At 38.9% G+C, this 26316-nt stretch carries 21 protein-coding genes; 18 read left to right on the top strand and 3 right to left on the bottom strand.

Annotated features, from left to right (window positions below; genetic code table 11):
* Window positions 1–3: 3 nt before the first annotated feature.
* Window positions 4–1098, bottom strand: coding sequence for an ABC transporter ATP-binding protein (locus RZN25_05565; GenBank protein MEQ6376292.1), 1095 nt, complete (start codon window positions 1096–1098; stop codon window positions 4–6).
* A gap of 454 nt (window positions 1099–1552) precedes the next feature.
* Between RZN25_05565 and RZN25_05560 the strand changes: the two genes are divergently transcribed.
* From RZN25_05560 to manA, 5 genes are all read left to right on the top strand, one after another.
* Window positions 1553–2392 carry an HAD family hydrolase gene (locus RZN25_05560; GenBank protein MEQ6376291.1) on the top strand — a complete coding sequence of 280 codons (840 nt, stop codon included), beginning with the start codon at window positions 1553–1555 and terminating at the stop codon, window positions 2390–2392.
* A 53-nt stretch (window positions 2393–2445) separates the two neighbouring features.
* Window positions 2446–2592: a hypothetical protein gene (locus RZN25_05555; GenBank protein ID MEQ6376290.1), complete on the top strand. Its 147-nt coding sequence runs from the start codon at window positions 2446–2448 to the stop codon at window positions 2590–2592.
* Window positions 2593–2754: 162 nt separating this feature from the next.
* The gene (locus RZN25_05550; protein ID MEQ6376289.1) at window positions 2755–3921 is read left to right on the top strand and encodes a nucleotide sugar dehydrogenase; all 1167 of its coding nucleotides are present in this window, start codon (window positions 2755–2757) and stop codon (window positions 3919–3921) included.
* Between the two features lie 272 nt (window positions 3922–4193).
* A complete protein-coding gene (locus tag RZN25_05545; GenBank protein MEQ6376288.1) occupies window positions 4194–5060 on the top strand; it encodes an ROK family protein in 867 nt (288 codons plus the stop codon).
* 76 nt (window positions 5061–5136) lie between these two features.
* Window positions 5137–6078: a mannose-6-phosphate isomerase, class I gene (gene manA / locus RZN25_05540; protein ID MEQ6376287.1), complete on the top strand. Its 942-nt coding sequence runs from the start codon at window positions 5137–5139 to the stop codon at window positions 6076–6078.
* Between the two features lie 277 nt (window positions 6079–6355).
* Here the strand turns inward: manA and RZN25_05535 are convergent, their stop codons facing one another.
* Window positions 6356–7342, bottom strand: coding sequence for an aldo/keto reductase (locus RZN25_05535; protein ID MEQ6376286.1), 987 nt, complete (start codon window positions 7340–7342; stop codon window positions 6356–6358).
* A gap of 5 nt (window positions 7343–7347) precedes the next feature.
* Window positions 7348–8133, bottom strand: a complete 786-nt coding sequence (locus tag RZN25_05530) for an SDR family oxidoreductase (protein MEQ6376285.1) — start codon at window positions 8131–8133, stop codon at window positions 7348–7350.
* Between the two features lie 1226 nt (window positions 8134–9359).
* Between RZN25_05530 and RZN25_05525 the strand changes: the two genes are divergently transcribed.
* From RZN25_05525 to RZN25_05465, 13 genes are all read left to right on the top strand, one after another.
* Window positions 9360–10967, top strand: coding sequence for an ABC transporter substrate-binding protein (locus tag RZN25_05525; GenBank protein MEQ6376284.1), 1608 nt, complete (start codon window positions 9360–9362; stop codon window positions 10965–10967).
* Window positions 10968–11551: 584 nt separating this feature from the next.
* On the top strand, window positions 11552–12493 hold the full coding sequence (locus RZN25_05520; protein MEQ6376283.1) for an ABC transporter permease: 942 nt from the start codon (window positions 11552–11554) through the stop codon (window positions 12491–12493).
* A 25-nt stretch (window positions 12494–12518) separates the two neighbouring features.
* Entirely contained in the window at window positions 12519–13358 is an 840-nt protein-coding gene (locus RZN25_05515) for an ABC transporter permease (GenBank protein MEQ6376282.1), read from the top strand.
* 15 nt (window positions 13359–13373) lie between these two features.
* Window positions 13374–14384, top strand: coding sequence for an ABC transporter ATP-binding protein (locus RZN25_05510; GenBank protein MEQ6376281.1), 1011 nt, complete (start codon window positions 13374–13376; stop codon window positions 14382–14384).
* Window positions 14351–15337, top strand: a complete 987-nt coding sequence (locus RZN25_05505; protein MEQ6376280.1) for a dipeptide ABC transporter ATP-binding protein — start codon at window positions 14351–14353, stop codon at window positions 15335–15337. Before RZN25_05510 ends, RZN25_05505 begins: the two co-directional genes overlap by 34 nt.
* On the top strand, window positions 15334–15993 hold the full coding sequence (locus RZN25_05500) for a DUF1028 domain-containing protein (GenBank protein MEQ6376279.1): 660 nt from the start codon (window positions 15334–15336) through the stop codon (window positions 15991–15993). The genes RZN25_05505 and RZN25_05500 overlap by 4 nt, the downstream gene beginning before the upstream one ends.
* A gap of 21 nt (window positions 15994–16014) precedes the next feature.
* Window positions 16015–17832, top strand: coding sequence for a helix-turn-helix domain-containing protein (locus RZN25_05495; protein ID MEQ6376278.1), 1818 nt, complete (start codon window positions 16015–16017; stop codon window positions 17830–17832).
* A 156-nt stretch (window positions 17833–17988) separates the two neighbouring features.
* Complete coding sequence (locus RZN25_05490) at window positions 17989–19326, top strand: plasmid pRiA4b ORF-3 family protein (protein ID MEQ6376277.1); 1338 nt, start codon at window positions 17989–17991, stop codon at window positions 19324–19326.
* A 299-nt stretch (window positions 19327–19625) separates the two neighbouring features.
* Window positions 19626–20633 carry a LacI family DNA-binding transcriptional regulator gene (locus RZN25_05485; protein ID MEQ6376276.1) on the top strand — a complete coding sequence of 336 codons (1008 nt, stop codon included), beginning with the start codon at window positions 19626–19628 and terminating at the stop codon, window positions 20631–20633.
* Window positions 20634–21105: 472 nt separating this feature from the next.
* Window positions 21106–22341, top strand: a complete 1236-nt coding sequence (locus RZN25_05480; GenBank protein ID MEQ6376275.1) for an extracellular solute-binding protein — start codon at window positions 21106–21108, stop codon at window positions 22339–22341.
* 63 nt (window positions 22342–22404) lie between these two features.
* Window positions 22405–23265, top strand: a complete 861-nt coding sequence (locus RZN25_05475) for a sugar ABC transporter permease (GenBank protein ID MEQ6376274.1) — start codon at window positions 22405–22407, stop codon at window positions 23263–23265.
* 5 nt (window positions 23266–23270) lie between these two features.
* On the top strand, window positions 23271–24089 hold the full coding sequence (locus RZN25_05470) for a carbohydrate ABC transporter permease (protein ID MEQ6376273.1): 819 nt from the start codon (window positions 23271–23273) through the stop codon (window positions 24087–24089).
* Between the two features lie 46 nt (window positions 24090–24135).
* Entirely contained in the window at window positions 24136–25824 is a 1689-nt protein-coding gene (locus tag RZN25_05465) for an alpha-glucosidase (GenBank protein ID MEQ6376272.1), read from the top strand.
* The last annotated feature ends 492 nt before the right edge of the window (window positions 25825–26316 follow it).

The following is a 26316-nucleotide window of genomic DNA, read 5'->3' as shown; positions in this document are numbered from 1 at the left end:
CCTTTATAAGTTGTTCCTAAGCAGGTTTATTTCTGTTTGGGCATCAAATAAGTGAAAATGTTTCTTTCGGATTGTGAACTTCACCTTGTCCCCTTTTTGAACGGTTACATCAGGCTGAACTAAGGCGCGAATCGGCTGATCCCCTATTGTGGCATTTAGGAGTGTATCACGACCGATATGCTCAATCACCTCCACCTTCGCGGTCAGGAAACCATCATCCGTATCGCTGTTAGCCAGTGTGAAATCCTCTGGCCTTATTCCTAATAGCATCTCTTTTCCAGAAGGAAGATCGAGCCTCGTGTGACTAGGGAGCTTGAGGCATTCTCCGTTACTGCTGAGGTGCACACTTTGTTGATTTTTATCAAAAACAACAGGAATCATATTAATCGGTGGATTTCCCATGAAAGAACCGACAAATGAATTAACAGGCTGATCATACATCTCTTGCGGGTGACTATACTGCTGGAATTTTCCATCCTTCATGAGCAATACCTTGTCCGAGATGCTCATCGCTTCTTCTTGATCATGTGTGACAAAAATTGTTGTAATCCCAACTTCCTGCTGGATGCGGCGAATTTCCTCGCGCATTTCAAGGCGAAGTCGGGCATCTAGGTTTGAAAGCGGCTCATCTAAGAGTAAAAGTTTTGGCTGCTTGACAAGTGCTCGAGCGATGGCCACGCGTTGCTGCTGTCCTCCAGAAAGTTGCTTCGGTTTTCGGTCAAGCAGATGGTCAATGTGAACTAGCTTGGCCATTTCAACAGCACGTTCGGCTGCTTCCTTTTTCGGGACTTTAGCCATTTTTAATGGAAACATAATATTTTTTAACACCGTCATATGCGGGTATAAAGCATAGTTTTGGAAAACCATTCCTATTTCACGGTTTTCTGGTTCAATTTCATTTACGAGTTGATCGCCAAAGTACAATTCTCCAGAGGTAGGCTTATATAAACCCGCCACCATAAAAAGCGTCGTACTTTTTCCACAACCGCTGGGACCTAACAGGGAGACAAGCTCTCCTTCATTAATGGTTACATCTAAGCCATTAACGGCAATGATATCGTCAAATTTCATCGTTAAGTTCTTTAACTGTAGCTTCAAAGATGGGACCTCCTATTCATTTTGCTAGTGTTCGGCAATAAATTTCTTCGCTATTGCTGCAAATGAAATTCCTCGTATGCTGCAAATGGAAACTACGAAACTACTAACGAGCTCAACTGCCGAAAATGGCAAAGCCTAATTGGATGAAATCAATCAGGCTTTGCATACATACCTAACCATCAGTAGAAAAAAGGGGGTACTTCTCCTGATGGAAGTCAGCTCATTTAGTTGAAGAGGTGACATGTTTTATTCTACTGACCGAATGCTAAGTTAACATAAAGGAATTGTGAAAATTAAGTAAATTCATTTGTGATTTTATAGAATAATGTCAAAATACAGGGTAATATAACAAAAAAATGGGGACAAAGGGGCAGGTACTTTGTTTTGGCGTCTCCTATACTTTTTAGGGTCAGGGACAGTGAGCCTTTCCCTGTGTCCCAACTGGGAGGTAGTTATGGGTAATTTGTTAACAGATAGTGAATTATTTATTTTTGATCTTGATGGGACCTTATATGAAGACACCGATCATTTTGAGTATTATGCAGAACAATTAAAACAGGAGCTCCCAGAAGCATTATGGCCTGAGTTCAGTAAAGAATATGAAAAAATCGTCGCTGGGGAACATATTGTAACCATAGGAAAAGTGTATGATGTGGTAAGAGACCATGTTTTAAAAGTAGATTCGATGGATTCAACCGTGATTCAGGCTTGGAAATGGACAGGGGTCGAGCTAGAAGAGAATGAAGTTCGAACGCTTTATCCTCACCCAATCAGCTTTGATTTTGATTCGATGATTGCCATTGGTGATGGCTGGTGGCTACCAAATGTGTGTGCGAGACATTACGGAGTGGTTGATACCCATACGTCTTACGTGAAAACAAAGAATTTTATGGCGACAGATCAATTTCAATTAACAAAAATACCAGGATTGCGTGAGGCGTTGTTGAATTTAAGGGAAAAAAAGCAACTGGTTCTGCTCACAAATAGTCAAGAAGACGATGTGCATCGGCTTTTACAGCTCTTAGATCTTGTGGGTATTTTTAAAGAGGTTATTACGGAGGCCCGTAAACCACAGTATACAAAGAATCATTTTGCAAGGCTATTGGAACACTATCAAATTTCCCCTGAAAAGGTTCTTTCGATTGGGGATAATTATGTTAACGAAATAGCACCTGCCATCCACTTGCAGATGCAAACGATATTTATTGATTTCTTTGAACTCGATTATCCGGAATACACTGGTGTAAAAGTAAAAAGTATATCCGACATAATTATGGAAATGAAGTCGGTCTAGAGTAGATTGGGACTGCCCCTGGCACTGAGGGGTTAGTGGATAGGGTGAGTTTTTTGAATCCTAAAGAAGCCCTTTCGCAATTAAGCCAAGAACAGTTAAATGAAATATGGGAGAGGCTAAGAATCGTTGTTGGGGAACAGTGTGAAAGAGCAAAGGTATTAGTTGAAGGTGCTCTAAAAGAAAATATAGATAAGAATTGAACCGTTTAAGGGTGCCGCGAAGACATGGAATGCTAGGGATATCGCAGCTTTTTATTAAGATTTTGAAAAGTTACATCGTGTTTATAGTTTTTAGTAAGGAAACTAATAATCATATCATTCATTCATTTATTTTTTTGAAATATGGAGAGAGGGGAAGTTAATATGAGGATTACTATAGCTGGAGCTGGGTATGTTGGCTTATCTAATGCGATATTGCTTGCTCAACACAATGAAGTGATTGCGTTAGATATTATTCAAGAAAAAGTAGATATGATTAACAATAGAAGATCTCCAATAATGGATAAGGAAGTTGAAGATTTCTTAGCTTCGAGGGAATTGAACTTATCGGCTACGACGGACAATTATAAGGCATTTAAAAATGCTGAATATGTAATCATCTCTACACCTACTAATTATGATTCGGAAAAGAATTATTTTAATACTAGATCTGTAGAAGCTGTTATTGCTAATGTTTTATCCATTAATCCAGATGCAGTCATGGTTATTAAATCGACAGTTCCGGTAGGTTATACCGAAGCAGTAAAAGAAAAATTCGAGACGGAAAATATAATCTTTTCACCAGAGTTTTTAAGGGAAGGTAAGGCATTATATGATAACTTGTATCCTTCAAGAATTGTTGTTGGGGAACAGTCTGAAAGAGCAAGAGTTTTTGCTGATTTATTAATTGAAGGTGCTCTAAAAGAAAATATAGATGTCTTGTTTACTAATGCAACAGAAGCTGAGGCTATAAAGCTGTTTGCAAACACTTATTTAGCAATGAGAGTTGCTTTCTTTAATGAGCTAGACTCCTATGCGGAAGTAAGAGGATTAGACACCAAGCAGATTATCGATGGTGTCGGTCTAGATCCACGAATAGGTACACATTACAATAATCCTTCCTTTGGATACGGTGGTTACTGCCTTCCTAAAGATACAAAGCAGTTATTGGCAAATTATGAAGATGTTCCAAATAATATCATTGCAGCAATAGTAGATGCCAATAGAACCAGAAAAGATCATGTTGCTACGATGATTATCAAAAGAAAGCCTAAAGTGGTAGGAATCTATCGGCTTACGATGAAACTAGATTCTGATAACTTTAGGCAATCGGCTATTCAAGGGGTTATGAAGCGCATAAAAGCTAAGGGAATTGAAGTCGTGGTATATGAACCAGCACTCCAAGAGGATGCATTCTATAATTCCAGAGTAATTAATGACTTCGAAGAATTCAAAAGACTATCAGATGTAATTGTCGCAAATCGATTATCAGATGATTTGCGTGAAGTTGAGGATAAGGTGTATACACGAGATTTGTTTAGTAGGGATTGATGGTGCCTGTCACCACCCGAAAAATCTCGTTTCACAGAATTGTTCCACGAGATTTGTGAGTTGGTGGGTGTTTTGAGATAAATGTTCTATTTCTTTGGGATTCATATGGTAAAATAAGGGTAATAAAGTGTGCAGTGTGCTTAATCCAAAGAAAGTATGAAATTTAGGGTTCTTTATCATGATTCCTACTCTGTTTTTCATATGGAAAAAGCCAAAGGATAGACCAGGATTGGGAACAAAAGTCTTGAAATTTTAAATCTGGAGGAATAGTAATGCTAGGAGCAATTGAAGCAGGCGGCACCAAGTTCGTTTTTGCCGTAGGAGATGAAGCGGGGAATATAGTGGAAAAAGGCCAGATTCCAACAACAGTACCATCCGAGACTATCCCGCAGGTTGTAGAATTTTTTCAAAAATATCCAATTAGGGCAATTGGTATTGGATCATTTGGGCCAATAGATGTGAATGCGGATAGCGCTACATACGGGAATATCACCTCGACACCTAAGCCAGGGTGGAAGGGCTATCCTTTTGTCCAGGAAATAAAAAAAGCATTAGAAGTTCCAGTTGGATTTAATACAGATGTTAACGCTGCTGCATTGGGAGAAGCCACCCTTGGTGCAGCGAAAGGACTGGACAGCTGCTTATATATTACGGTTGGAACAGGAATTGGGGCGGGCGCAGTCGTACAGGGAAAACTGCTCCAAGGGCTTTCACATCCGGAAATGGGGCATATCCTTGTAAGAAGGCATCCAGAGGATCACTATAATGGAAAGTGTCCTTATCATTCGGATTGCCTTGAAGGACTTGCGGCGGGTCCTGCTATTGAAGAGCGCTGGGGAGCAAAAGGTATTGAACTGGTCGGACGCGATCAAGTTTGGGAGATGGAAGGTTATTATATCGCCCAGGCACTGATGCAGTATATCCTGATCCTTTCACCGAAAAAGATTATTCTTGGCGGAGGAGTCATGAATCAGAAGCAGGTATTTTCGTATATTCATAAATACTTAGAAAAGCTCCTGAATGGCTATGTTGCTTTGCCAGACCTGTCTGATTATATCGTAAGTCCAGGTCTCGGTGATCATGCAGGAATTATAGGTTCTCTATTACTTGCCAAAAATGAATTGGGAGTACAGGAATAGGAAGTAAACATTGCTCTTCCTGAACATGTCTATTAATATGGGAGTTATGTGAATCGTTACTATGGAGGTTTAGAACATGTCGATACAACCATTATTTTTTGAGCCGGTTTTCAAAGAACGAATTTGGGGCGGTGAACAGCTGAAGTCTTTTGGCTATGAGATTCCTTCCGACCAAACGGGCGAATGCTGGGCATTTGCTGCTCACAGCAACGGTCAGAGTGTCGTTAAGAACGGGGAGTACAAGGGATTAACTTTGGGAGAGTTATGGAAAAATAAACGTGAACTGTTCGGAAACATGGAGGGTGACCGTTTTCCATTGTTGACGAAAATCCTGGATGCTGCTCAGGATTTATCTGTTCAGGTTCATCCTGATGACGAATATGGCCTTAAACATGAAGGTGATCTGGGCAAGACAGAATGTTGGTACGTCATTGATTGTAAAGAAAATGCAGAAATCGTTTATGGTCATACTGCTAAAACAAGAGAAGAGCTCGCAGCTATGATCCAGGAAGGAAAGTGGGACGAGCTTCTTACGAAAGTACCAGTTAAGCCAGGCGACTTTTACTTTGTTCCAAGCGGGACTGTTCATGCGATCGGAGAAGGGATTGTCATTCTGGAAACCCAACAAAATTCGGATACAACATACAGAGTTTATGACTATGATCGCAGAGACAATGAAGGCAATCAGCGGAAGCTGCATATCGAGCAGTCGATTGCGGTAACGACAGTTCCTTTTGTAAAGCCGGAAATTAAGCCTGTTGTTAAAACGTCAGGTGATATGAAAATCACTACCTTCGTAGAAAGTGATCATTTCACTGTCCACAAATGGGAATTGGAAGGCAACGCAAAAATGAATCAAAACCTCACCTTCCAGTTAGTGAGTGTTATTGAAGGAACAGGATCCCTAATAAAGGATAAAGATCAGTTTAAATTCAAAAAGGGTGACCATTTTATGCTCCCATCTGGATATGGCGAATACGAATTGGATGGGAATGCCAAATTGATCGTTTCACATTAATTGGTGCCTGTCACCACCCGAAAAATCTCGTTTCACAGAATTGTTTCACGGGAATTGTGTGTTGGTGGGGACGGTTCTCACGTTGAATTGCCAGTCACCATCCGGAGTTTGAGGCAGCAGTGCGGTGTTATGAGCAGCTGTTTGCGGTTAATTAAGCCATTAAGTGCAGGGGAAAGAGCTGGGCACAAAGTAATAAGAGCCATTAGAACAGAATTCGTTCTAATGGCTCTAGGTGCCTGGCACCTATGAAACTTGTTCCCTCTTGATCCTTAGACCTTTACAGATTTACAGACTTCATTCCTGTTTCCTCATAGCGTTCCCCTGCAGCCGCGCCTTTTGGGGCCACTTCGTCTATCCGCTGCAAATCCTCTTTCGTTAATTTGATTTGCAGGGCACCAATGTTTTCCATCAAGTAAGAGACCCGCTTGGTTCCAGGGATGGGAACGATATCTTCCCCTTGGGCCAACAGCCAAGCAAGCGCCAATTGGGAGGATTTACAACCTTTTTCCGCAGCAATCTCCTCTATTTTTTGTACTAGATCAAGATTCTTTTGAAAATTTTCACCTTGAAAGCGAGGAGAGAATCGACGGTAATCGTCTGGTGCCAAATCCTCAAACTTTTGGATCGTTCCTGTCAAAAATCCTCTTCCCAATGGACTATATGGTACAAATCCTATTCCCAGTTCACGGCAGGTTGGCAGGATTTCGTCCTCTACATCTCTGCTCCAAAGGGAATATTCAGTTTCCAGCGCGGTAATCGGGTGAATCGTATATGCTCGGCGGAGGGTTTCCGGCTTTGCCTCTGACATTCCAAGGTAACGGACTTTTCCTTCCTTGACAAGATCCGCCATAGCTCCTATGGTTTCTTCAATCGGAACCTGTGGATCAACCCGATGCTGGTAATAGAGGTCAATATGGTCTATACCTAAACGCTGAAGGCTGGCGTCACAGGCTTTTTTTACATAATCGGGATGACCGCTGATGCCTAGGAAGGAGCCATCCTCTCCTCTCACATTACCGAATTTAGTGGCAATTACCACTTGATTCCGCCTGTCGGCAATGGCACGCCCTATTAACGCTTCATTCTCACCAACCCCATACATATCTGCGGTATCGAGCAGCGTGATGCCTTGCTCTAGTGCGTAGTGGATTGTTTTGATGGATTCCTTGTCATCCCTGCCGCTGTAAAAGTCAGACATCCCCATGCAACCTAGTCCTAAAGCAGATACTTCTAATCCTTCTTTTCCGAGTTTTCTTTTTTCCATTGCAATCACATCCTTTTTTTGTTAAACCAATTTTCAAATTCGGTTGCTACGATTCTCTCTCCCGTAATCCCATCTGATTCCTGCGAAGCTAAGAATACTACCGGCTCTGCCATTACCATCGGATCGAGCAGCTGGAACTTTGTTTCGATTTCTCTACGCGTTTTGTCAGGAATCATTCCCGTTACTGTGGCGCCCCCCGGTAAAAGCATATTCACATCAATATGATATTCCTTTAGGTCCTCCGCCATAATATGTGATAAGGATTCGGTTGCCGCTCTCGATGGACCATAGGGAACAAACCCTTTTCTTTTCATAGTCTCATGATTCATTGATATATTAATGATTTTCCCTTTTCCTTGTTCAATCATGAGGGGGGCAAATCCTCTGGAAACTAGAAAATATCCTGTCAAATTGGTATCGATAAGATCGCGAAATTTCTCAGGCATTACACGAAAAAAGGGTTGCGGCTCCGTGAGAAAATCAGGATTGACAGTTTTCATCCCGATGCCTGCATTATTAATCAGTACATCAAGGCGTCCCCATTCCTTCCTTACCCATTGTACGGCCTCGTCCACCGACTGCTCTTGGCGGACATCCAAGGGCAAACCAACAACAGAAAATCCCTGTTGCTGGAGCTTCTGAACGGCGTCTGTTAATTTGCTTCCAGGCCTTGACGCTAAAGCCACCGTAGCACCAGCTTCTGCCAGCCCTTCTGCCATCGCATAGCCCAAACCGCTTGACGCCCCGGTAACGAGTGCATATGTACCCTTAAGGCTTTTTTTCTCAAACATGGTAACTCCTCCTTACGTCTCTCATTTTTATTGGATATTGAGAAAGGCTTCCGTGACCTGAACCGAACAATAACAGCCTCCCTCATTAATGTATCACAGTTCATTAACAAAACAAAAAACATCAGCGTGTTGGTAGGGACGGTTCTCATCGTGAATTTCCTTAGCGACACCTACCTTGTGTCGGTGCCTGTCACCACCCGAAAATTCTTGTTTCACAGAAATGTTTCACGTGGGTTTCGATGATCCTCATTTCGTCATTCAATGGTTCAACTGCCTTCATGAATTATCTCAAGTTTGACAGACTTGATTTTGCTAGAAACGTAGATTTGTCATCTTTATTTACATTAAAGTGGCATCAATCACCTCATCCCTTGAGACCTTGAGACCCCTGAATGGAGTTAGGGTTTGCTTCCAAAACGTATAATGATCCACTTTGTATGGATTGCAAATAAGAGTGCTGATGGTGTTCGGGAGCATTGGGATATGCACAAAGAAAGTAGGGGATCTAGTCACATCTCCTATAAATGAGAATAAAAGAAGGGCCGTCCCGATTGCCCCAAAGTTAACACGCAAATTTTCTCCTAGTCTTTTTTTCACAATTCCTCCACATACATAAGAACAACAAGCAAATGTTTATCCCGCATTAACGAGCAGCCAACCATGAAGCAAGCTTCACTAACAAGGATGAAAAATTTAATGTTTTATTTTCATGGGAGTAATACCCGCACCTCAAGTATTAAGTGAAACGAAAAGAGTAACTGCCCATAATGAGGGGCCTTTAGGTCATGCCCTTGGGTACTAACAAGCAGTAGGGGACGGCCACTGATTGAAGTTCACTTTATTATCGTATAAATACAATTGGCAGTTATCAAAATTAAAAAGTTAAAAGCATTAAGAGAGACTGTTGATACTGCGAAAGAAAATAATCAAATAGATCGTGAATTGGCCCCACTCGAGCGAGCAGTATTTAACTATATATTTAAAGCATAAGCGCGTAACAGAACGCTTATTTTTGTGAGATTTCTTAACAGGACAATGGACAGAAAACCAAATAGCCTGATTAAATGCTGGTTTTCTAGGGTTTTTTAGTGTGTTGGAAGCATCATTTTAATATTTTTTGTGAAGTATCCCAAAAATATTAAAATGATTTTTGGGAGAACTTCTGTATTTATTCTTTCTGAAATGTATTATTATTATATTTAGAAAATTCAAAAAGGGGGATTTTTATGAAGAAATTTTCACTATTGATTAGTTTGATTTTATTTTTACTAGTTCTTGCAGCATGCTCACAGGATAACGGTAACAGCGAAGATACCGGATCATCAGATGATACTGGAACAGAAGAAAAGTCTGGGGAAGATAGTTCTGAAGAATCACAGCCAAGTGGAGACCCCGTTGAAGGAGGCGAATTAAGAATCGCTGACCTAAATGGTGCACAAGGATTGGACCCGCATAAAGAAACTGGTGCGCAATCAATGCGCTACATTGAAAATATGTACAGTACTTTATTCAGATATAAAGAAGGTACATATGGTGAGATTGAGGGTGAACTAGTTACAGATTACCAAATTTCTGGAGATGGTAAAGAATATACCTTTACACTGGCTGATGGGGTAACTTTCCATAATGGAGATACTTTAACATCAGAAGACGTAAAGTATTCTATTGAAAGAATTGTTGAGATGGTAGTACGAGCTCCTCAATTTGAGGCAGTTGAATCGATTGAAACACCAGATGAGACTAAGGTTGTTATTAGACTAAGCGAGCCTGTAGCGCCGTTTTTAACTTTCTTGGCTAATCCTATGAATGCGATTGTGAATCAAACGATCGTTGAGGAAAATGGGGGAAGTTTAGATAATGTGGACGCAGGAAGTGGGCCATTTGCTTTAGTAGAATGGAATAAAGGAGAACAATTGGTTCTAGAAAAATATGAAGATTACTTTAAAGAAGGATTACCTTATTTAGACAGAGTTGTATGGAAAACAATTCCTGATGAAACAGCAAGAACAACAGCAATCCGTAATGATGAGTTAGACATTATCTTGCAGTTATCACCAAAGGACATTCAGTTACTTGAGCAAGCCGAAGGTCTAAATGTAGAATCAGTAACAGGTAGTTACTGGGAGTATATTGGCTTAAATGTCACTGCTGGACCATTACAAGAAAAAGCAGTACGGCAAGCAATTGCTTGGGCTATTGACCGTGAAGAATTAAATAATGTAGTAAAGTTTGGTATGGCAACACCGCTTACTGGTGGACCAATTCCTCCAGGACATTGGGCTTACGGAGATTTAAACACATATCCTAACCGCGATATTGATAAGGCAAAGGAGTTATTAGCTGAAGCAGGCTATGAAGGTGGCTTCGACATTACTCTAAAAGTAGGTCAAAACCAAGCGCAAGTAGATGCAGCTCAAGTAGTCAAACAACAATTAGCTGATGTTGGTATAAGTGTTGAAGTACTTCAGCAGGAAGATAGCATTTTCTTTGAAGGTTTAGGAAATCATGACTTTGAAATGACTATTGTTGGTTGGGTTGGTTTCGTTGATCCAGATGAGTTCTTATATAACATCTTCCATTCTGGAGAAGTTTATAATCAGCAAGAGTATTCTAATCTAGAGGTTGATGAGCTCCTTGAAAAAGGACGTGTAACTAACGGTCAAGAAGAAAGAAAAGAGATTTATACAGAAGCACAACGATTAATTGTAGAAGATGCACCAATGGTATTCTTATATGCGAATCAACAAGCATCAGTGCTTCGTGACGGTATTCATGGATTTGATGTTAACCCTACAGTTACAACAAAATCATTAGAAAACACATGGATTGAATAATAAATAAAAAAGGGGGATGAACCTATCATCCTCCTTTTTTAAAAGATAAAGTATAAAATTTGTCTAGCTCCAGCGAAAAAGCTTCATCGAATAATCTTCGCCCGGAGTAAGGAAAGCTACTTAGAGCTACTTCGCAGAGACAAGTGCTTTTCTAATTTCGAAGGGCAGCCTATCGACTAGAGTCGGTTCCCTCCTCTCCATCGATAAGTCAACATCGATGAAGGAGGTTCGGTTAAAAACGCGACATCGTGTTGGGACTGCGATTACTCGTCCCACCGAAATGATTCGCAACACCGAACGGACTCGCTTCCTGCGAGCCCTCGTGAACCGTGTTTCCTTTATCTCGGAGGATCACCGCCACATCGTGTGGCAACGCCTACGTGACCCACATCTTGTGGGCCTCACCGGCTTACGTCGATGATCGAGGGCGCTTGCGCTTTTCTTACAGATAGGAAAGTATAAAACTTTCCTATCTGCATAAGTGCAACTAAGCCATTCGCCACAAAGGCTTGGCAAATGCCAAGTTTTCTTAAGAAAAAGAGTATGCGCTAATCAAATAAAAAATCTCTTAAGGAGGTGGTCTAGTGGGAAAATATATATTTAAACGATTATTAGTCGCCATTCCCGTTTTATTTGGAATTTCGATAATCTCATTTTTTATCGTTAGACTTGTTCCAGGTGATACGGTTACCGCATTATTAGGTGCTAATTATAACGAGGAACAGGCAACTATTTTACGAGAAAGGTTAGGATTAAATGAACCTTTAATTGTGCAATATGGCTTATGGATATCCAATATAATACAAGGAGATTTTGGGTTTTCTTCCTTTTCAAATCAACCTGTATTAGATGCAATAATTGACCGACTTCCTGTAACACTTGAACTGACAGTGATTAGTGTTGTATTTGCAATTGTTGTTGCCATTCCTTTAGGTACGTACGCTGCAATAAAAAGAAATTCGATTATGGATTACGGTGCCAGTTTCTTTGGTATGTTCGGAATTTCCGTACCCAATTTCTGGCTAGGCACACTGATGATGTTGCTTTTTGCATTGCATTGGGGCGTCCTTCCGTCTGGGGGATTTGTGCCAATTACAGAAGACATATGGAATAATTTTAGATCGATGGTCATGCCAGGACTCGCTTTAGGCACGGCAGTTGGTGCGGTGGTTATGCGAATGACTAGATCATCCATGCTTGAAATTGTGGGTGAAGAGTATATGAAGATGGCAAAAGCAAAAGGGGTTTCTAACAAGCGATGGGTTTGGAAGCACGGATTGAAGAATGCGCTTATTCCTGTCATTACCGTTGTTGGTATACAAACTGGTTATTTACTTGGAGGTTCGGTAGTCATCGAGCAAATTTTTTCGTTACCGGGGATAGGGCGTCTTGCTTTACAGTCGATCACCAATCGAGATTATGCCTTATTGCAGGGGACAATTTTATTCATTGCGTCAGCCTTTGTTCTTATTAATTTAGTAGTTGACATTATTTACGCATTTTTAAATCCTAAAATAAGATATTAACACATGACAGAGGAGAGGTGAGACAATGAGTGATTTATGGAAAAGATTTATACAAAATAGAATAGCGCTAGTAGGGTTCATCTTTATTTCTATTATTCTACTAACTGCCATTTTTGCCAAATGGTTAACTCCTTATGACCCTTATGCAATGAACCCGATAAGTCGTCTCCAGCCTCCGAATGGTGATTATTGGTTTGGAACTGATCAATTCGGTCGTGATATATTTAGTAGAATTATTTATGGTGCTAGAATTTCTCTTCAAGTAGGGCTTATAGCTGTTGGGTTCTCCTTTGTAATTGGAACTTTGATTGGATTAGTCTCGGGATATTTTGGTGGATGGATAGATAACATCCTTTCCAGAGTTACGGATGTGCTATTTTCTTTTCCAGATATCTTATTAGCTCTAGTTATTATGGCTATATTAGGTCCTAGTTTAAACAATCTCATGCTAGCTATCGGTATTGTTTACACACCAATTTTTGCTAGAATAGCGCGAGGCACAGTATTAAATATTCGTGATTCATTATATATAGAGGCAGCAAGGTCCATGGGGGTAAAAGCCCACACTATTTTGCTTCGACACATACTCCCAAATGCAATGGCTCCATTAATTGTTCAAATTACTTTGTCGTTTGCGTTTGCAATCCTGGCTGAAGCTGCTCTTAGCTTTTTAGGGCTAGGCGTATCACCAGATACCCCTTCCTGGGGAATTATGCTAAGTGAGGCGAAGGATTGGATGGAACTGTCATGGTGGGCAGCAGTATTCCCAGGTATCGCCATTACATTAGCTGTATTTAGTTTTAACGTAATGGGGGACGGTTTGCGTGACGCTTTAGATCCTAGGTTAAATAACGAAAAATCATAGAAAGGAGATGCTACGGTGGAAGGTATTTTATTGGATGTAAAAAACTTAACAACACAGTTTAGAACAGGAAAAGGCGTTGTGACAGCGGTAGATGGTATCTCCTTTCAAATTAAACGAGGGGAAATACTCGGCATTGTTGGTGAGTCTGGATGTGGTAAAAGCATGACATCTCAATCTATCCTTAGGCTTGTAGGAGCGAAAAGAAATGAAACAATAAGCGGAGAAGTGCTGTTTAATGGTGAAAATCTATTGGAAAAAAGTGAGAAAGCGATGTTGAATATTAGGGGAAGTAAGATAGGCTTAATTGCTCAAGATCCAATGACATCTCTTAATCCTGTTTACACTGTTGGTAATCAGATTGCAGAGGTTCCTTTGATTCATGAGAAAGTTTCTAAAAAGACAGCTTGGACTCGAGCAATTGAAATGTTAAAAAAGGTAGGAATCCCATCGGCAGAGGAGCGTGCGGCACAATACCCTCACCAGTTTAGTGGTGGTATGAGGCAACGAGGTGTTATTGGGATGGCGCTCGCAGGTAACCCGTCTTTACTTATCGCAGATGAACCTACTACTGCATTAGACGTGACTATACAGGCACAAGTGTTAGATCTAATTCTCAAGCTGCGAGAGGAGACTAATGCGGGCATTATGATGATTACACATGACCTAGGTGTTGTAGCTGAAATTTGTGATAAAGTAGCTGTCATGTATGCAGGGAAAATTGTTGAACAGGCAACTGTCGAAGAATTATTTGAAAATCCTAAACATCCATATACAAAAGGGTTGTTAGCATCTTTACCTAAATTTGGGAGCAAAGAGAGGCTAGAACCTGTGCAGGGACAACCTCCTACTCTAACTGATTTACCTGAAGGGTGTCGTTTTGCGGATAGATGTCCATTTGTATTTGAAAAATGCCATTCTGTACACCCACCATTTTTTTCAACTGGTGAGGGGCATGGGACTGCTTGTTATTTATATGAAGAGGAGGTGCAGGAATGGAAACAAAGAGACAAGAACTTGTCCGAGTAGAGGGATTAAAGAAACACTTTGCCCTAGGGGGGAAGTGGTTCCAAAAAGATAATCCCGTTGTAAAAGCAGTAGATGATTTAACATTCTCCATTTACCAAGGAGAAACACTTGGGATAGTAGGAGAATCTGGTTGTGGGAAATCTACGATGGGGAGGCTATTGTTAAGGTTGCTTGAGCCGACGGAAGGAAATATTTACTTTGAAAATCGAGATGTAACCAAGTACTCAAAAAAAGAATTGCGAGAAAAGCGAAGAGATTTTCAAATGATTTTTCAGGACCCTTATGCTTCTCTTAATCCTAGAATGACTATCAAACAAATTGTTGATGAACCGCTTAGAACATATAATGAAGATAAGAAATCAAGAGATAAACGAATTAAAGAGTTATTAGATGCTGTTGGTATCCCTGAAAGCTACTTGAAACGTTACCCACATGAATTTTCAGGTGGTCAACGACAAAGAATTGGAATTGCTAGGTCACTCGCATTAAATCCAAAATTTATCGTTGCAGATGAACCGGTAGCAGCGCTTGATGTTTCCATACAAGCACAAGTATTAAATCTAATTAAAGATTTGCAAAAGGATTTTGGTTTCACCTATTTGTTTATTGCCCATGACCTAAGTGTTGTTGAATATATTAGTGATCGAATTGGTGTCATGTATCTAGGAAAAATGGTTGAGTTAGCAGACAGTGAAACCTTGTATACTAATCCAGTTCATCCTTATACTCAAGCACTGTTATCAGCTATTCCAGTTCCAGATCCGAAGCGGAAACGTCAAAGTATTCCACTAACTGGGGAGATACCAAGTCCAGTAAATCCACCTACAGGATGTCGTTTCCATACTAGATGTCCACTTGCTAAGGAAGTATGTAAAAAAATAGATCCAGAGTGGATTGAAGTGGAAGAAAATCATTTTACAGCATGTCACGTTGTTCAGGAGCGATTACAATGACCTTTTCTATTGTTGCTAAATGTAAAGAAACTGGAAATTTTGGGGCTGCTGTTGCTTCATGCTTTCCAGCTGTTGGTGCCTATTCACCAACAATGAAACCAAACATTGGAATTATTGCATCTCAAGGTTGGGTAAACCCAAAGCTTGGGCCAGTTGGGATGAAGCTTTTAGAAAGTGGGAAAACAGCTAATGAAACATTAAATAGTCTTTTAATGAAGGATCATGGCAGAGAATTACGGCAGCTAATTATTATGGACCATTTTGGGAATAGTGCCGTCTACACTGGGGTTGAAAATGATGACTATAAGGGCCATATCGTTGGTGATAATTATGCTGTTCAGGGGAATTTATTAACAGGAGAAGATGTCCTCACAACAATGGTTGAAACATTTGAAAACACTACTGGATTGTTAGAAGAACGGTTACTCGCTGCACTAGTTGCTGCAGATAAAATTGGAGGTGACAAGCGTGGAAAGCAGGCTGCACTTCTTAAAGTAGTAGCAGAAGAAGGTTTTCCTTATGTAGACTTTAGGGTGGACGACGATGAAGAACCGATCAAGTTGCTAGCAAATATGTATGAGAAAAATCGTGGAGTGCTAATTGATCGTTATTATGAATGGGTCGAAGCAGTAAAAACTGGTATTAAATTTAAATAATTGGAGAAGGAGAGAAGTAGCATGCAGGATAATCAGAAGCAAAGCAATCCTATGAATGATTTACTCGCATATTCTCTCCAACGGGCAAATGAATTAACAGATTACTACAGAGATAAGAAATTTGAAGAGCGTTTATTAATGGCGATAATAGAGTCCATCCCTTATGCTAATGCAGGATTTTTCTTTATCTATGATGAAAAGATGAAAAAGTTATTGGTGAAGACGGCAATTGGATATCATGAAGAGAGTTATCGTAAAACTCAACTATCGCCGGGAGAGGCAATTAGTGGAACAGTGTATCAAACATTGGAATCAATCGTTTTAAATGGTCAAGATTCTATTAATGAATATATGAAATCAATGACAGAGCAAAATTTACAGCATTATAAAGACTCGATCATTGGTGATGGTTTTCCGACAGCTACCATATGTTTTCCGCTACTTTATAACAACAAACCGATTGCTATTTTAACGATTAATAGCTTTGATAATCAAGCATATTTTAATAATTATACGTATGAAATGGTAAGGGAAGTAAGTTCTTACTACGCTCTATTATATGGACATCATTTACTATTAGTTGAACAAGATAAAACTAAACAAGAACTAGAAATTACTTACAAGGCCTTGAGAAAAGAACATACACAGTTGCAACGTACAACTGATTTATATAATGACTTAGCTTCCTTAATTAGTAAAAACAAAAGTATTGATGATTTGATGACTGCAATCTATGCTATCACCAAAACACCAATTGCATTTTATGATGAGCTATTATTCCCAATATCATCATCGGGAGTTAGTAATAATCTTAGACTTCCTGATAACTTCCTTTCAATTAAAGAAGTGCAATATGCGATCTCGGTAAAAAAATGGCAGTTAATTGAGGGTTCAAAAAATTCACTACTGGTACTGCCTGTCGTGGGTGCGGAAGCAGTTATCGGATTTCTTTGTGCTTGGATTGAAGAAGGATCGTTTCAAGATGGTAATCGTCTCCTCTTGGAATACAGTGCATCCATGTTAGGTTTAGAGCTGATGAGAAAACGTACGATTGAAGAGACTCATCGTAAGCTTGCAGGAGATATTTTTGAGAAAATTATCTCAGGACAATTTGATGAGGACGTTATCAAACAAGCAAATAACCTCCACCTTGATGAGAAAGATTATTATACGGTAATGATCTGCGAAGGGAACCAAGATAAACCTAGTTTTAATCAATATTTTATTAAGGAATCTTGGATTAAGTGGATTCAACAAACCATGAAGCTATCCCACATGAATGGGCTTGTTACACAACAAGGGTCTGATATTATTGCGTTTTTAACTGTTCCATATGATAAAACAAAAAACGAAGCAAGGGCAAAGTTGAAAAATTTCACCGATAAAATAGAAAATATTCCCTACGATGTAAAAGTAGGCATTGGTCGAGTATATCAGGGATTTATAAATGTTAGGAAGTCGTATAGTGATGCACGGCAATGCATTGAAATGTTAGCAAAGAAAAGAAGTGGAAAAGTGTTACGCTTTTCAGATGGTGGAATTTATCGACTATTACTCGATCATGATAAAGACGAACTTGATTTATTTGTTTATGATCACTTAGGTCCGTTATTGGAGCTAGAGTCAAAGAAGGATAAAGAACTTCTTCAAACACTTTTAGTATATGTAGAATTTAATCGAGATCTAAATCAAGTAATAGATAAGTTGTCCATTCATCACAACACACTATACTACCGAATAAAAAAGATAGAGTCGATTTTAAACCTATCTTTCTCAAACCATGAACAATGGTTTGATATTACCATCGCATGCCAAATCTATCGGTTTTTAAATGAATAGAAATTGGTTGGTGCCTGTCACCACCCGAAAAATCTCGTTTCACAGAATTGTTTCACGTGAGTTTTTGTGCTTGTCTCCATTCTGTTCATTGAATGGTTTAAATGGCTCCATGAATTATGATATACTTCCATAGAAACCTAAGGAGGACTTGAATGAATGAGTAAAAAGAGCAAAACTTACATAGAACAGCTGTCGATTGATAGTTTTCTGGAAAATACACTTGATTCAAAACAAACGGAATCTATTCCTGCTGAAAAAGCTACTTTCGTTCCTGCTGAAAATCACAGTTGGTCAGCGTCTCAAAATAGAAAAACTTACCCAGTTCATCTGCTCGAAGACTTTAACCAGTTCATGATTTTTGTTAAAGAAAATATGGTCCAGATCACAAAGAAGGCCGAATATATTTCACCCAAATATCTGCTTCTGATTAATGAACGTCTATCAATAAAAGCACAGGATGTAACAGCTTATACAAAGCAAGAATATTATCCGTATATCCATTTTTTTTATCATCTTGCACTTGCTGGGGGACTGATTGAAAAGATATACCACGATTCAACTTCAGCGAAACCAATAATCAAAGTGACCGAAAGATGGAACCTGTATAACGAGAGAACGGAAACAGAAAAGTATATATTTTTGTTAGAAACATTTTGGATTGATGTGAATTGGGCAGGCTTGCTCGGTCAGCGTACAAATTTTGTGTCCCATATTCTCCCGGTTGTGTTCGAAAAATTAATGGACAAAGATGCACATTTTCGTATAGATTTTGACCGTGAAAAAGAGTCTTTGCTTGCAAATCTTACCCACAATTGGCATCACTTTTTTCTATTTTTAGAATGGTTAGGCATATGGGTCTGTGAAAAAAACCAGGAAAAAATGGATGACTATGGCAGGAAAAATTATTATTTTGTAAAATCAATAACTCTCACCGATTTTGGTAAAAAGATAGTTCCTATACTTTGGCAGCAACGAAAAGTAGAATTATGGAACCTCGCTTTACGGCGGGAGCTTGGAGAAATAAACCCAATTCCTGGATCGGATTTACCTGATATGGAGGACGACCCAAATCCTTCAGAGAAACCGCCGCTTTTTTATCAGGCTTTTTCACATATCTTTGACAAAAGGGAGTTGCGGGAAACCTTTCCGAGAATAGAACGGGCCTTCATACCAGGAGTATACAGATTCAAAGTTGCACTTGATAAAAATTCTTGGTGTGAAGTTGTTTTGGATGGGGAACAATCTATGGGTGATTTAAGCAATAGCATCTTGCGGGCATTCGGGTTTGATCATGATCATCTTTATTCCTTTTTTATGGATGGAATCAAGTGGTCCCATGAAGCTATCGTGTCTCCAGCAGATAACTCAGGGGAGCCAATCGCAGATGAAGTCAAAATTGGCTCAGTCGGCCTCCGTAAAGGCAAGCAATTCCTCTATTTGTATGACTACGGCGAAGAGTGGACATTCAAAGTTACAGTAAAACACATTGATTGAAATTGGTGCCTGTCACCACCCGAAAAATCTTGGGATTGGTGGGGACGGTTCTGACCAACACGGTGGTAGGACATCTGTGTTGGTCAGAACCGTCCCTACCAACACACCCCCGCGAACATGCTTTTTTAAAAATCCCATTGCAACCGTTTTTAAGGTGTGCTATCATGAAGTTACGTAAACGTTTACTCAATAAATTTGCTCTTTCGTTTCCTTAATGGATTCATATTTTTTGTTGAACAGAACAGTAGCCTCACGTAGAAATCGATCTATAAGAAATTATCTTTAGAGGAGTAACTTAGATGCCGATTACTATTAAGGATGTTGCCAAGAAAGCCAATGTTTCAATTGCAACAGTTTCAAGAATTGTAAATAATAAACAGGGCTATTCTAAGGAAACGGAAGAAAAGGTCCTTAAGGTAATTGAAGAACTTGGTTATCATCCAAACAGTATTGCTAGGGGATTAATCAACAAACGCACACATACGATAGGGGTTCTTGTTCCTAAATTATCGAGCATGCTCATGAATGAATTTATTCGAGGGATAGAGGATACTACTCACCAATGTGGTTCTAGTGTGATTGTCTGTCACACAGAATCAAATGGTCAGAAAACCTTGCAGTACTTACACCTGCTCCATGAAAAACAAGTTGATGGGATTGTTTTTACTAGTGAGTTATTAAAAGAAGAATATTATCAATTTGTGAATAAAATGGAAATACCTATGGTGCTGTTATCTACTGAATCTTATGATTTTTCTGTTCCTTATGTAAAAGTAAATGATCAACATGCTGCATACACTGCAACAGAATATTTAATTAAAAAAGGACACAAAAAAATCCGTATGATCAGTGGAAATAAAGAAGATATAATTGCTGGGATACCTAGGATCAATGGATTCTTACAGGCCATGAATCATTATGGGATACCAGTTTCCAAGGATGACGTTTTTTCAGATGGTGGATTTAGCTTTGAGGACGGGGTCAATTGCTTTCGCCAGTTGATTCAAGATGCACCAGATACTACGGCAGTATTTGCAGCTAGTGATGAAATTGCCTTAGGGTTAATTTCGGCTGCTTATCAAATGAATATTAATATACCGGATCAAATATCCGTGATTGGATATGACAATTTAAGTATTGCTGAAATGAGTATACCCCCTTTGACTTCTGTGGCTCAACCACTATATGAAATGGGGAAGAAAGCAACAGAGATGGTATTTGAAATGATTGATACGAAACGTAATGTCGAAAGCCGAATATTTCCTCATATAGTAGTTGAAAGGGAAAGTGTAAAAGATTTGAAATAGATTTCCCTTGTGTTTTACGTAAACGTTTACTCAAAATGAGTTTAAGACTAACAGGTTTTATCCCATATGAACGGGTAGCCAACCATGAAGCAAGCTTCACCAACAAGGATGAAAAATTTAATGTTTTATTTTCATGGGAGTAATCCCCCGCCTCAAATCTTAAGTAAAACGAGAAGGGTATAGGGGATAAACTGCTCGTAAATGTTCGAATGATTCAAGGGCCTTTAGGTCACATACCTTTGGGTACTAGCCATCAGTGGGACGGGCACATATTGAAGTTCACTTTATTTAGTAAAGTGTAAATCAAACAATTTTCAGTAGGTTGGTTTTTATCTCACATGAACGGGTAGGTAATACCCCCAGCAGATTAAAGTTTCACTTTTTTGTTTACGTAAACGTTTACTGTGATAATAACTGTATAATTTGTTTTTCATAAATAGATAATAAAAAAGAAAAAATTGGAGGATTAATCATGAAAAAATTTACTAAAGGATTGATTACTGCAAGTATTGGGGCTTCTTTATTCCTTGCTGGTTGTGGAGCTGGAGATAATGCAGAAGATGGAAAGGTGCAGTTAGAACTCTTTTCCAATAAATCTGAAAGTGTTGAAACCTATAAAGGACTCATTCAAAAATTTGAAGATGAAAATCCTAATATCGATATTCAACTAGAAGCTCCACCCGAAGCAGAAACCGTTTTAAAAACAAGACTAACTAAAGATGACCTACCAGATATTATGTCTATTGGTGGGAATGCTACTTATGGAGAATTAGCAAGAGCGGGCGTATTCTACGATTTTACAGGATCTGAATTAGTAGACAAGGTTCAACCTTCTTATGTTGATATGCTAGGTAAATTGGTTGGACCAGATCAAGAAGGAATTTATGGATTGCCATATGCAACAAATGCAAATGCGGTTATCTATAATAAGGATAAAGTGGCAGACTTAGGGATTGAAATTCCAACCAATTGGAATGAATTTGTTACTGCATTGGAAACTGCCAAAGAGGCTGGAGAAATTCCAATTTACTTTACCTTACAAGAAGCTTGGACGGCCATGCCTTCATGGAATGGTGTAGCAGGAAACCTAGCACCTGATGATTTTGCGGAAAGAAAAAATGAAGGTGAAGCAACGTTTGTAGAGGAGTATGATGAAATAGCTGAAAAAATGCTGACTCTAGTGGAGTATGGCCATGATAATAATTTTGGGATCGGTTATGGTGATGGGAATGCTGCATTTGCAAACGGAAATGGTGTGTTCTATATCCAAGGTAACTGGGCAATTCCTGAAATTTTGAAAGCTAATCCAGACGTTCAATTAGGGACATTCGCCCTTCCGTCTAACGACAATTCTGAGGAAAATGATTTAGTGTCTGGTGTTGACGTGGCATTAGCCGTTAGTGAAACAACAAAGCATAAAGAAGAAGCTTTAAAATTCATAGAATTTCTGATTAATGAAGAAACAGCAAACACTTATATTGAAGAGCAAAAGGCCTTTTCAGCTGTACAAGGTGTGTTCCAAGAGGACCCAATCTTTGAAGGAATTAGAGTGAACTTTGAAGAAGGTAGTTTAACAAGCTTTGTTGATCATTACTACCCAGCGGGAATGGGAGCAGAAAATTTAGTTCAGGACTTCTTAATTAAGAAAAATAAAGAAGATTTCTTAAATACAATGGATTCTGAGTGGAATAAAGTTATCAATCGATAGAGATTATGGGGGCTTCTGAATAAATAGAAGGAGCCCCTTCTCAATTTAAAGGAGAGATTAAATATGGTGAAAAGGCAGTATGCTTATCTTTTCATGGTGATTCCTGCACTAGTACTTTTTTTCACCTTTCATACCTATCCTGCCTTGCAGGGTATCTTTTATAGCTTTACAGACTATAAAGGGTATGGAACATGGGATTTTGTAGGATTTAAAAATTATTTAAATGTCTTTCTAGATACTCGTGCTTTAAGTGCTTATGGTTTTACCTTTCAGTTTGCCATTGTGGCTACTATCCTTGTTAATATCATTAGCTTATTTATAGCTATCGGTTTGAATAGCAATATAAAATTTCGAAAAACACTTCGAGCTGTCTATTTTTTACCGTATATCCTTAGTGTATTAATCGTCGGATATATTTTTAAATTTATCTTCACACACATCATTCCTGGAATTGGACAAGCGCTCAATATTGAGTTTCTTTCCACAAATATATTAGGTAATCCTGATTTGGCTTGGGTTGCCATCGTTATCTTGGCCGTTTGGCAATCCGTTGCTTTTAATACGCTTTTATATTTAGCGGGTCTCTCAACAATAGACCAAGAAGTATATGAAGCAGCTGACATTGATGGAGCAGGGGCATGGGCCAAGTTTTGGAGAATTACGTTCCCATTAGTTGCACCATTCTTTACGATCAATATGGTTGTTGCCATGAAAAATTTCCTCATGGCATTTGATCAAATTGTTGCCTTAACTGGTGGTGGACCAGGTCAGGCTACTGAGTCGATATCCTTATTGATCTATCGTGGAGGATTCCAAGGCGGGGAATTCGCTTACCAATCAGCGAATGCGGTTATTTACTTTATCGTGATTGTTGTAATATCGATCATACAATTACGTGTACTTGAGAGAAGAGAGGTGAAATAATCATGATGGGAAAACGAATCAATTGGAAAGCAACCATCTTGTTAATGCTTGGAAGCTTGTTTATTTTGCTCCCTCTTTACTTAACGATAACGATTGCATTTAAAACCCCACAACAAATGACGGGTAATCTTTTTGCGCTTCCAGAATCTTGGTCCATTCAGAATTTTTTAACTGCTATTGAAATGACTAATTTTTTCCAAGCACTAGGAAATAGCGTATTTGTAACCGTCTTAACCGTTGTGTTAGTTATAACAACACACTCCTTGGTTGCCTACGCCATTGCGAGGAATATGCATAAAAAGTTTTATAAATTTTTGTACCTATATTTTATAAGTGCCATGTTTATTCCCTTTCCTATCATTATGTTACCTCTTGTCAAACAAACTAGCATTTGGGGAATGGACAATATTGTAGGTCTTGCGCTTTTAAATGTTGTTATGCAGCTAGCCTTTAATGTGTTTATTTACGTTGGTTTTGTCAAAACAATACCGAAAGAACTGGAGGAAGCTGCGATTATTGATGGGGCTAATACGTGGCAAGTTTTTTGGAGAATCATTTTTCCGATCATGAAACCAATGCACGCTACAGTTGCGATTCTTACGTCTCTAGCTGCATGGAATGACTTTATGCTTCCGCTTGTTATATTAAGTGATTCTAGTCAATACACATTGCCGCTTGTTCAGTATGCATTCCAAGGGCAATTTAGCACAGATTATAATCTTGCCTTTGCCTCTTATTTAATGGCCATGTTGCCTATGATTATTGTTTATATCATTGCGCAGAAGTGGATTATAGGAGGAGTAATGCGAGGATCCATTAAATAATTAATTGATTACATCACAAATGAGTACAAGGAAAAGAGGGGATTAAATGACTCAAAAAGCATGGTGGAAAGAAAGTGTGGTTTATCAAATTTACCCAAGAAGCTTTAACGACAGTAATGGAGATGGAATTGGTGATATAAAAGGAATCACAGAAAAATTAGATTATCTAAAGAACCTAGGAGTAGATGTTATTTGGTTATCTCCTGTTTACAAATCACCAAATGATGATAACGGTTATGATATTTCTGATTATATGGACATCATGGATGAATTTGGAACAATGCAAGATTGGGAGGAATTGCTAGATGAAATGCATCGAAGGGACATGAAATTAATCATGGATCTTGTGGTTAATCATTCATCTGATGAGCATAAGTGGTTCTTGGAATCAAAGAAGTCTAAGGATAATCCTTATCGAGATTATTATATTTGGCATCCAGGAAAGGATGGAAAAGAACCAAACAATTGGGAATCCAATTTTAGTGGTTCTGCTTGGCAATATGACGAAACAACAGATGAATATTATCTTCATTTATTTAGTAAAAAGCAACCTGATTTAAACTGGGAAAATCCAAAGCTTCGTCAGGAAGTTTATAACATGATGAAGTGGTGGTTAGATAAAGGGATTGATGGATTCCGTATGGATGTGATCAACTTTATCTCCAAAGTTCCAGGGTTTCCTGATGCGCCAAATCCAGAGGGTGAAAAATTTGTGAGTGGTGCCAAGTACTACATGAATGGGCCTCGCATCCATGAATTTTTACATGAAATGAATAAAGAAGTCCTTTCAAACTATGATATTATGACAGTTGGTGAAATGCCAGGTGTCGATGTTCAAGAAGCCAAAAACTATACAAGTCCTGATCGTGAAGAGTTGCAAATGGTTTTTCAATTTGAGCATATGGGTCTTGATAATGGAACAGGTGGTAAATGGGATTTGAAGCCACTTAACTTAAAAGATTTAAAAGAAAATTTATCGAAGTGGCAAAAAGGACTACACGGAGTGGGTTGGAATAGTTTGTATTGGAATAATCATGACCAACCACGCATTGTTTCTCGCTTCGGAAATGACAAGGAGTATCGTGATGTTTCTGCTAAAATGTTAGGAACTTGTCTTCACATGATGCAAGGAACTCCGTACATTTATCAAGGTGAAGAAATTGGGATGACCAATGTAAAATTCGATTCTATTAAGGATTATAAGGATATAGAAATTTTAAATATGTATAAGGAAAAAGTGGTGGAGGGAGACGCAGATCCCGAAAAAGTCATGGAATCTATCTGTGTAAAAGGTCGAGATAACGCTAGGACCCCTTTCCAGTGGGATAGTTCTGAGAACGCTGGATTTACATCGGGGGAACCCTGGCTTAAAGTGAACCCAAACTACAAGGAAATCAATGCTGAGCAAGCTTTGGCTGATGAGAACTCCATCTATCATTACTATAAAAAATTAATTGAACTTCGAAAAAAGCATAATCTTATTGTTTACGGTGATTATGAGTTACTATTACCTGAACATGATCAAATTTATGCTTATATTCGAAGCTTAGAAGATGAAAAGTTACTCGTTGTAACCAATTTCAGTGAGCAACACGTTGATTTCAACCTGCCAGATGACCTTACATTTAAAGCCGAAGAACTCCTAATTTCAAACTACCCAGAACCACAAGACTTAAATGTCAAATCATTCACATTAAAACCATACGAAGCCAGAGTATATAAAGGAGTACGCTGATAGGTGTGCTGATGGGGACGGTTCTGACCAACACGCTGGTAGGATCACTGTGTTGGTCAAAAGAGCGAAATCGCTACGCAATGGCAAAAAAACTTCAACTAGATGAAAGATTGAATTTTTTGGATAATCAACATGTTAAAAATAAGGGAATTTTTTTAAAAATAGCAAAAATATTGAATCTGTGTATTTTTGACGTAAAAATTTTCGACGTAAAAATCAAAAATCCTTTTTTAAATATGACTAATTATGCCGCGACTTCGTCCTTCTGGGACAATCAAAAATTTTGCGGATTCAGGTAAACTTATAAAAAAAAGAAAGCCCAACGGTCAGCTAAAACTGCTCGTTGGGCTTTCTTACGTTCAAGATAAGAAATCATTATGGCTCGCTTCGTAGGAGCCACCATCTACCATGAAAATGAATTCCTAATCAAACAAGGAGTATAAATCTTGTTCATATTTGGGAATACCTTTAATAACAATATGACCAGGTCGA

This window comes from Bacillaceae bacterium S4-13-56 (genome assembly GCA_040191315.1).
Classification (GTDB): domain Bacteria; phylum Bacillota; class Bacilli; order Bacillales; family JAWJLM01; genus JAWJLM01.
This window is presented reverse-complemented; position numbering and strand designations above follow the sequence as displayed.

Coding starts and splice junctions, on each gene's coding strand:
- RZN25_05560 (MEQ6376291.1), top strand. CDS start 1,553: ATGGGTAATTTGTTAACAGATAGTGAATTATTTATTTTTGATCTTGAT.
- RZN25_05465 (MEQ6376272.1), top strand. CDS start 24,136: ATGACTCAAAAAGCATGGTGGAAAGAAAGTGTGGTTTATCAAATTTAC.
- RZN25_05515 (MEQ6376282.1), top strand. CDS start 12,519: ATGAGTGATTTATGGAAAAGATTTATACAAAATAGAATAGCGCTAGTA.
- RZN25_05550 (MEQ6376289.1), top strand. CDS start 2,755: ATGAGGATTACTATAGCTGGAGCTGGGTATGTTGGCTTATCTAATGCG.
- RZN25_05475 (MEQ6376274.1), top strand. CDS start 22,405: ATGGTGAAAAGGCAGTATGCTTATCTTTTCATGGTGATTCCTGCACTA.
- RZN25_05485 (MEQ6376276.1), top strand. CDS start 19,626: ATGCCGATTACTATTAAGGATGTTGCCAAGAAAGCCAATGTTTCAATT.
- RZN25_05470 (MEQ6376273.1), top strand. CDS start 23,271: ATGGGAAAACGAATCAATTGGAAAGCAACCATCTTGTTAATGCTTGGA.
- RZN25_05505 (MEQ6376280.1), top strand. CDS start 14,351: ATGGAAACAAAGAGACAAGAACTTGTCCGAGTAGAGGGATTAAAGAAA.
- RZN25_05500 (MEQ6376279.1), top strand. CDS start 15,334: ATGACCTTTTCTATTGTTGCTAAATGTAAAGAAACTGGAAATTTTGGG.
- RZN25_05530 (MEQ6376285.1), bottom strand. CDS start 8,133: ATGTTTGAGAAAAAAAGCCTTAAGGGTACATATGCACTCGTTACCGGG.
- RZN25_05535 (MEQ6376286.1), bottom strand. CDS start 7,342: ATGGAAAAAAGAAAACTCGGAAAAGAAGGATTAGAAGTATCTGCTTTA.
- RZN25_05490 (MEQ6376277.1), top strand. CDS start 17,989: ATGAGTAAAAAGAGCAAAACTTACATAGAACAGCTGTCGATTGATAGT.
- manA (MEQ6376287.1), top strand. CDS start 5,137: ATGTCGATACAACCATTATTTTTTGAGCCGGTTTTCAAAGAACGAATT.
- RZN25_05495 (MEQ6376278.1), top strand. CDS start 16,015: ATGCAGGATAATCAGAAGCAAAGCAATCCTATGAATGATTTACTCGCA.
- RZN25_05480 (MEQ6376275.1), top strand. CDS start 21,106: ATGAAAAAATTTACTAAAGGATTGATTACTGCAAGTATTGGGGCTTCT.
- RZN25_05545 (MEQ6376288.1), top strand. CDS start 4,194: ATGCTAGGAGCAATTGAAGCAGGCGGCACCAAGTTCGTTTTTGCCGTA.
- RZN25_05525 (MEQ6376284.1), top strand. CDS start 9,360: ATGAAGAAATTTTCACTATTGATTAGTTTGATTTTATTTTTACTAGTT.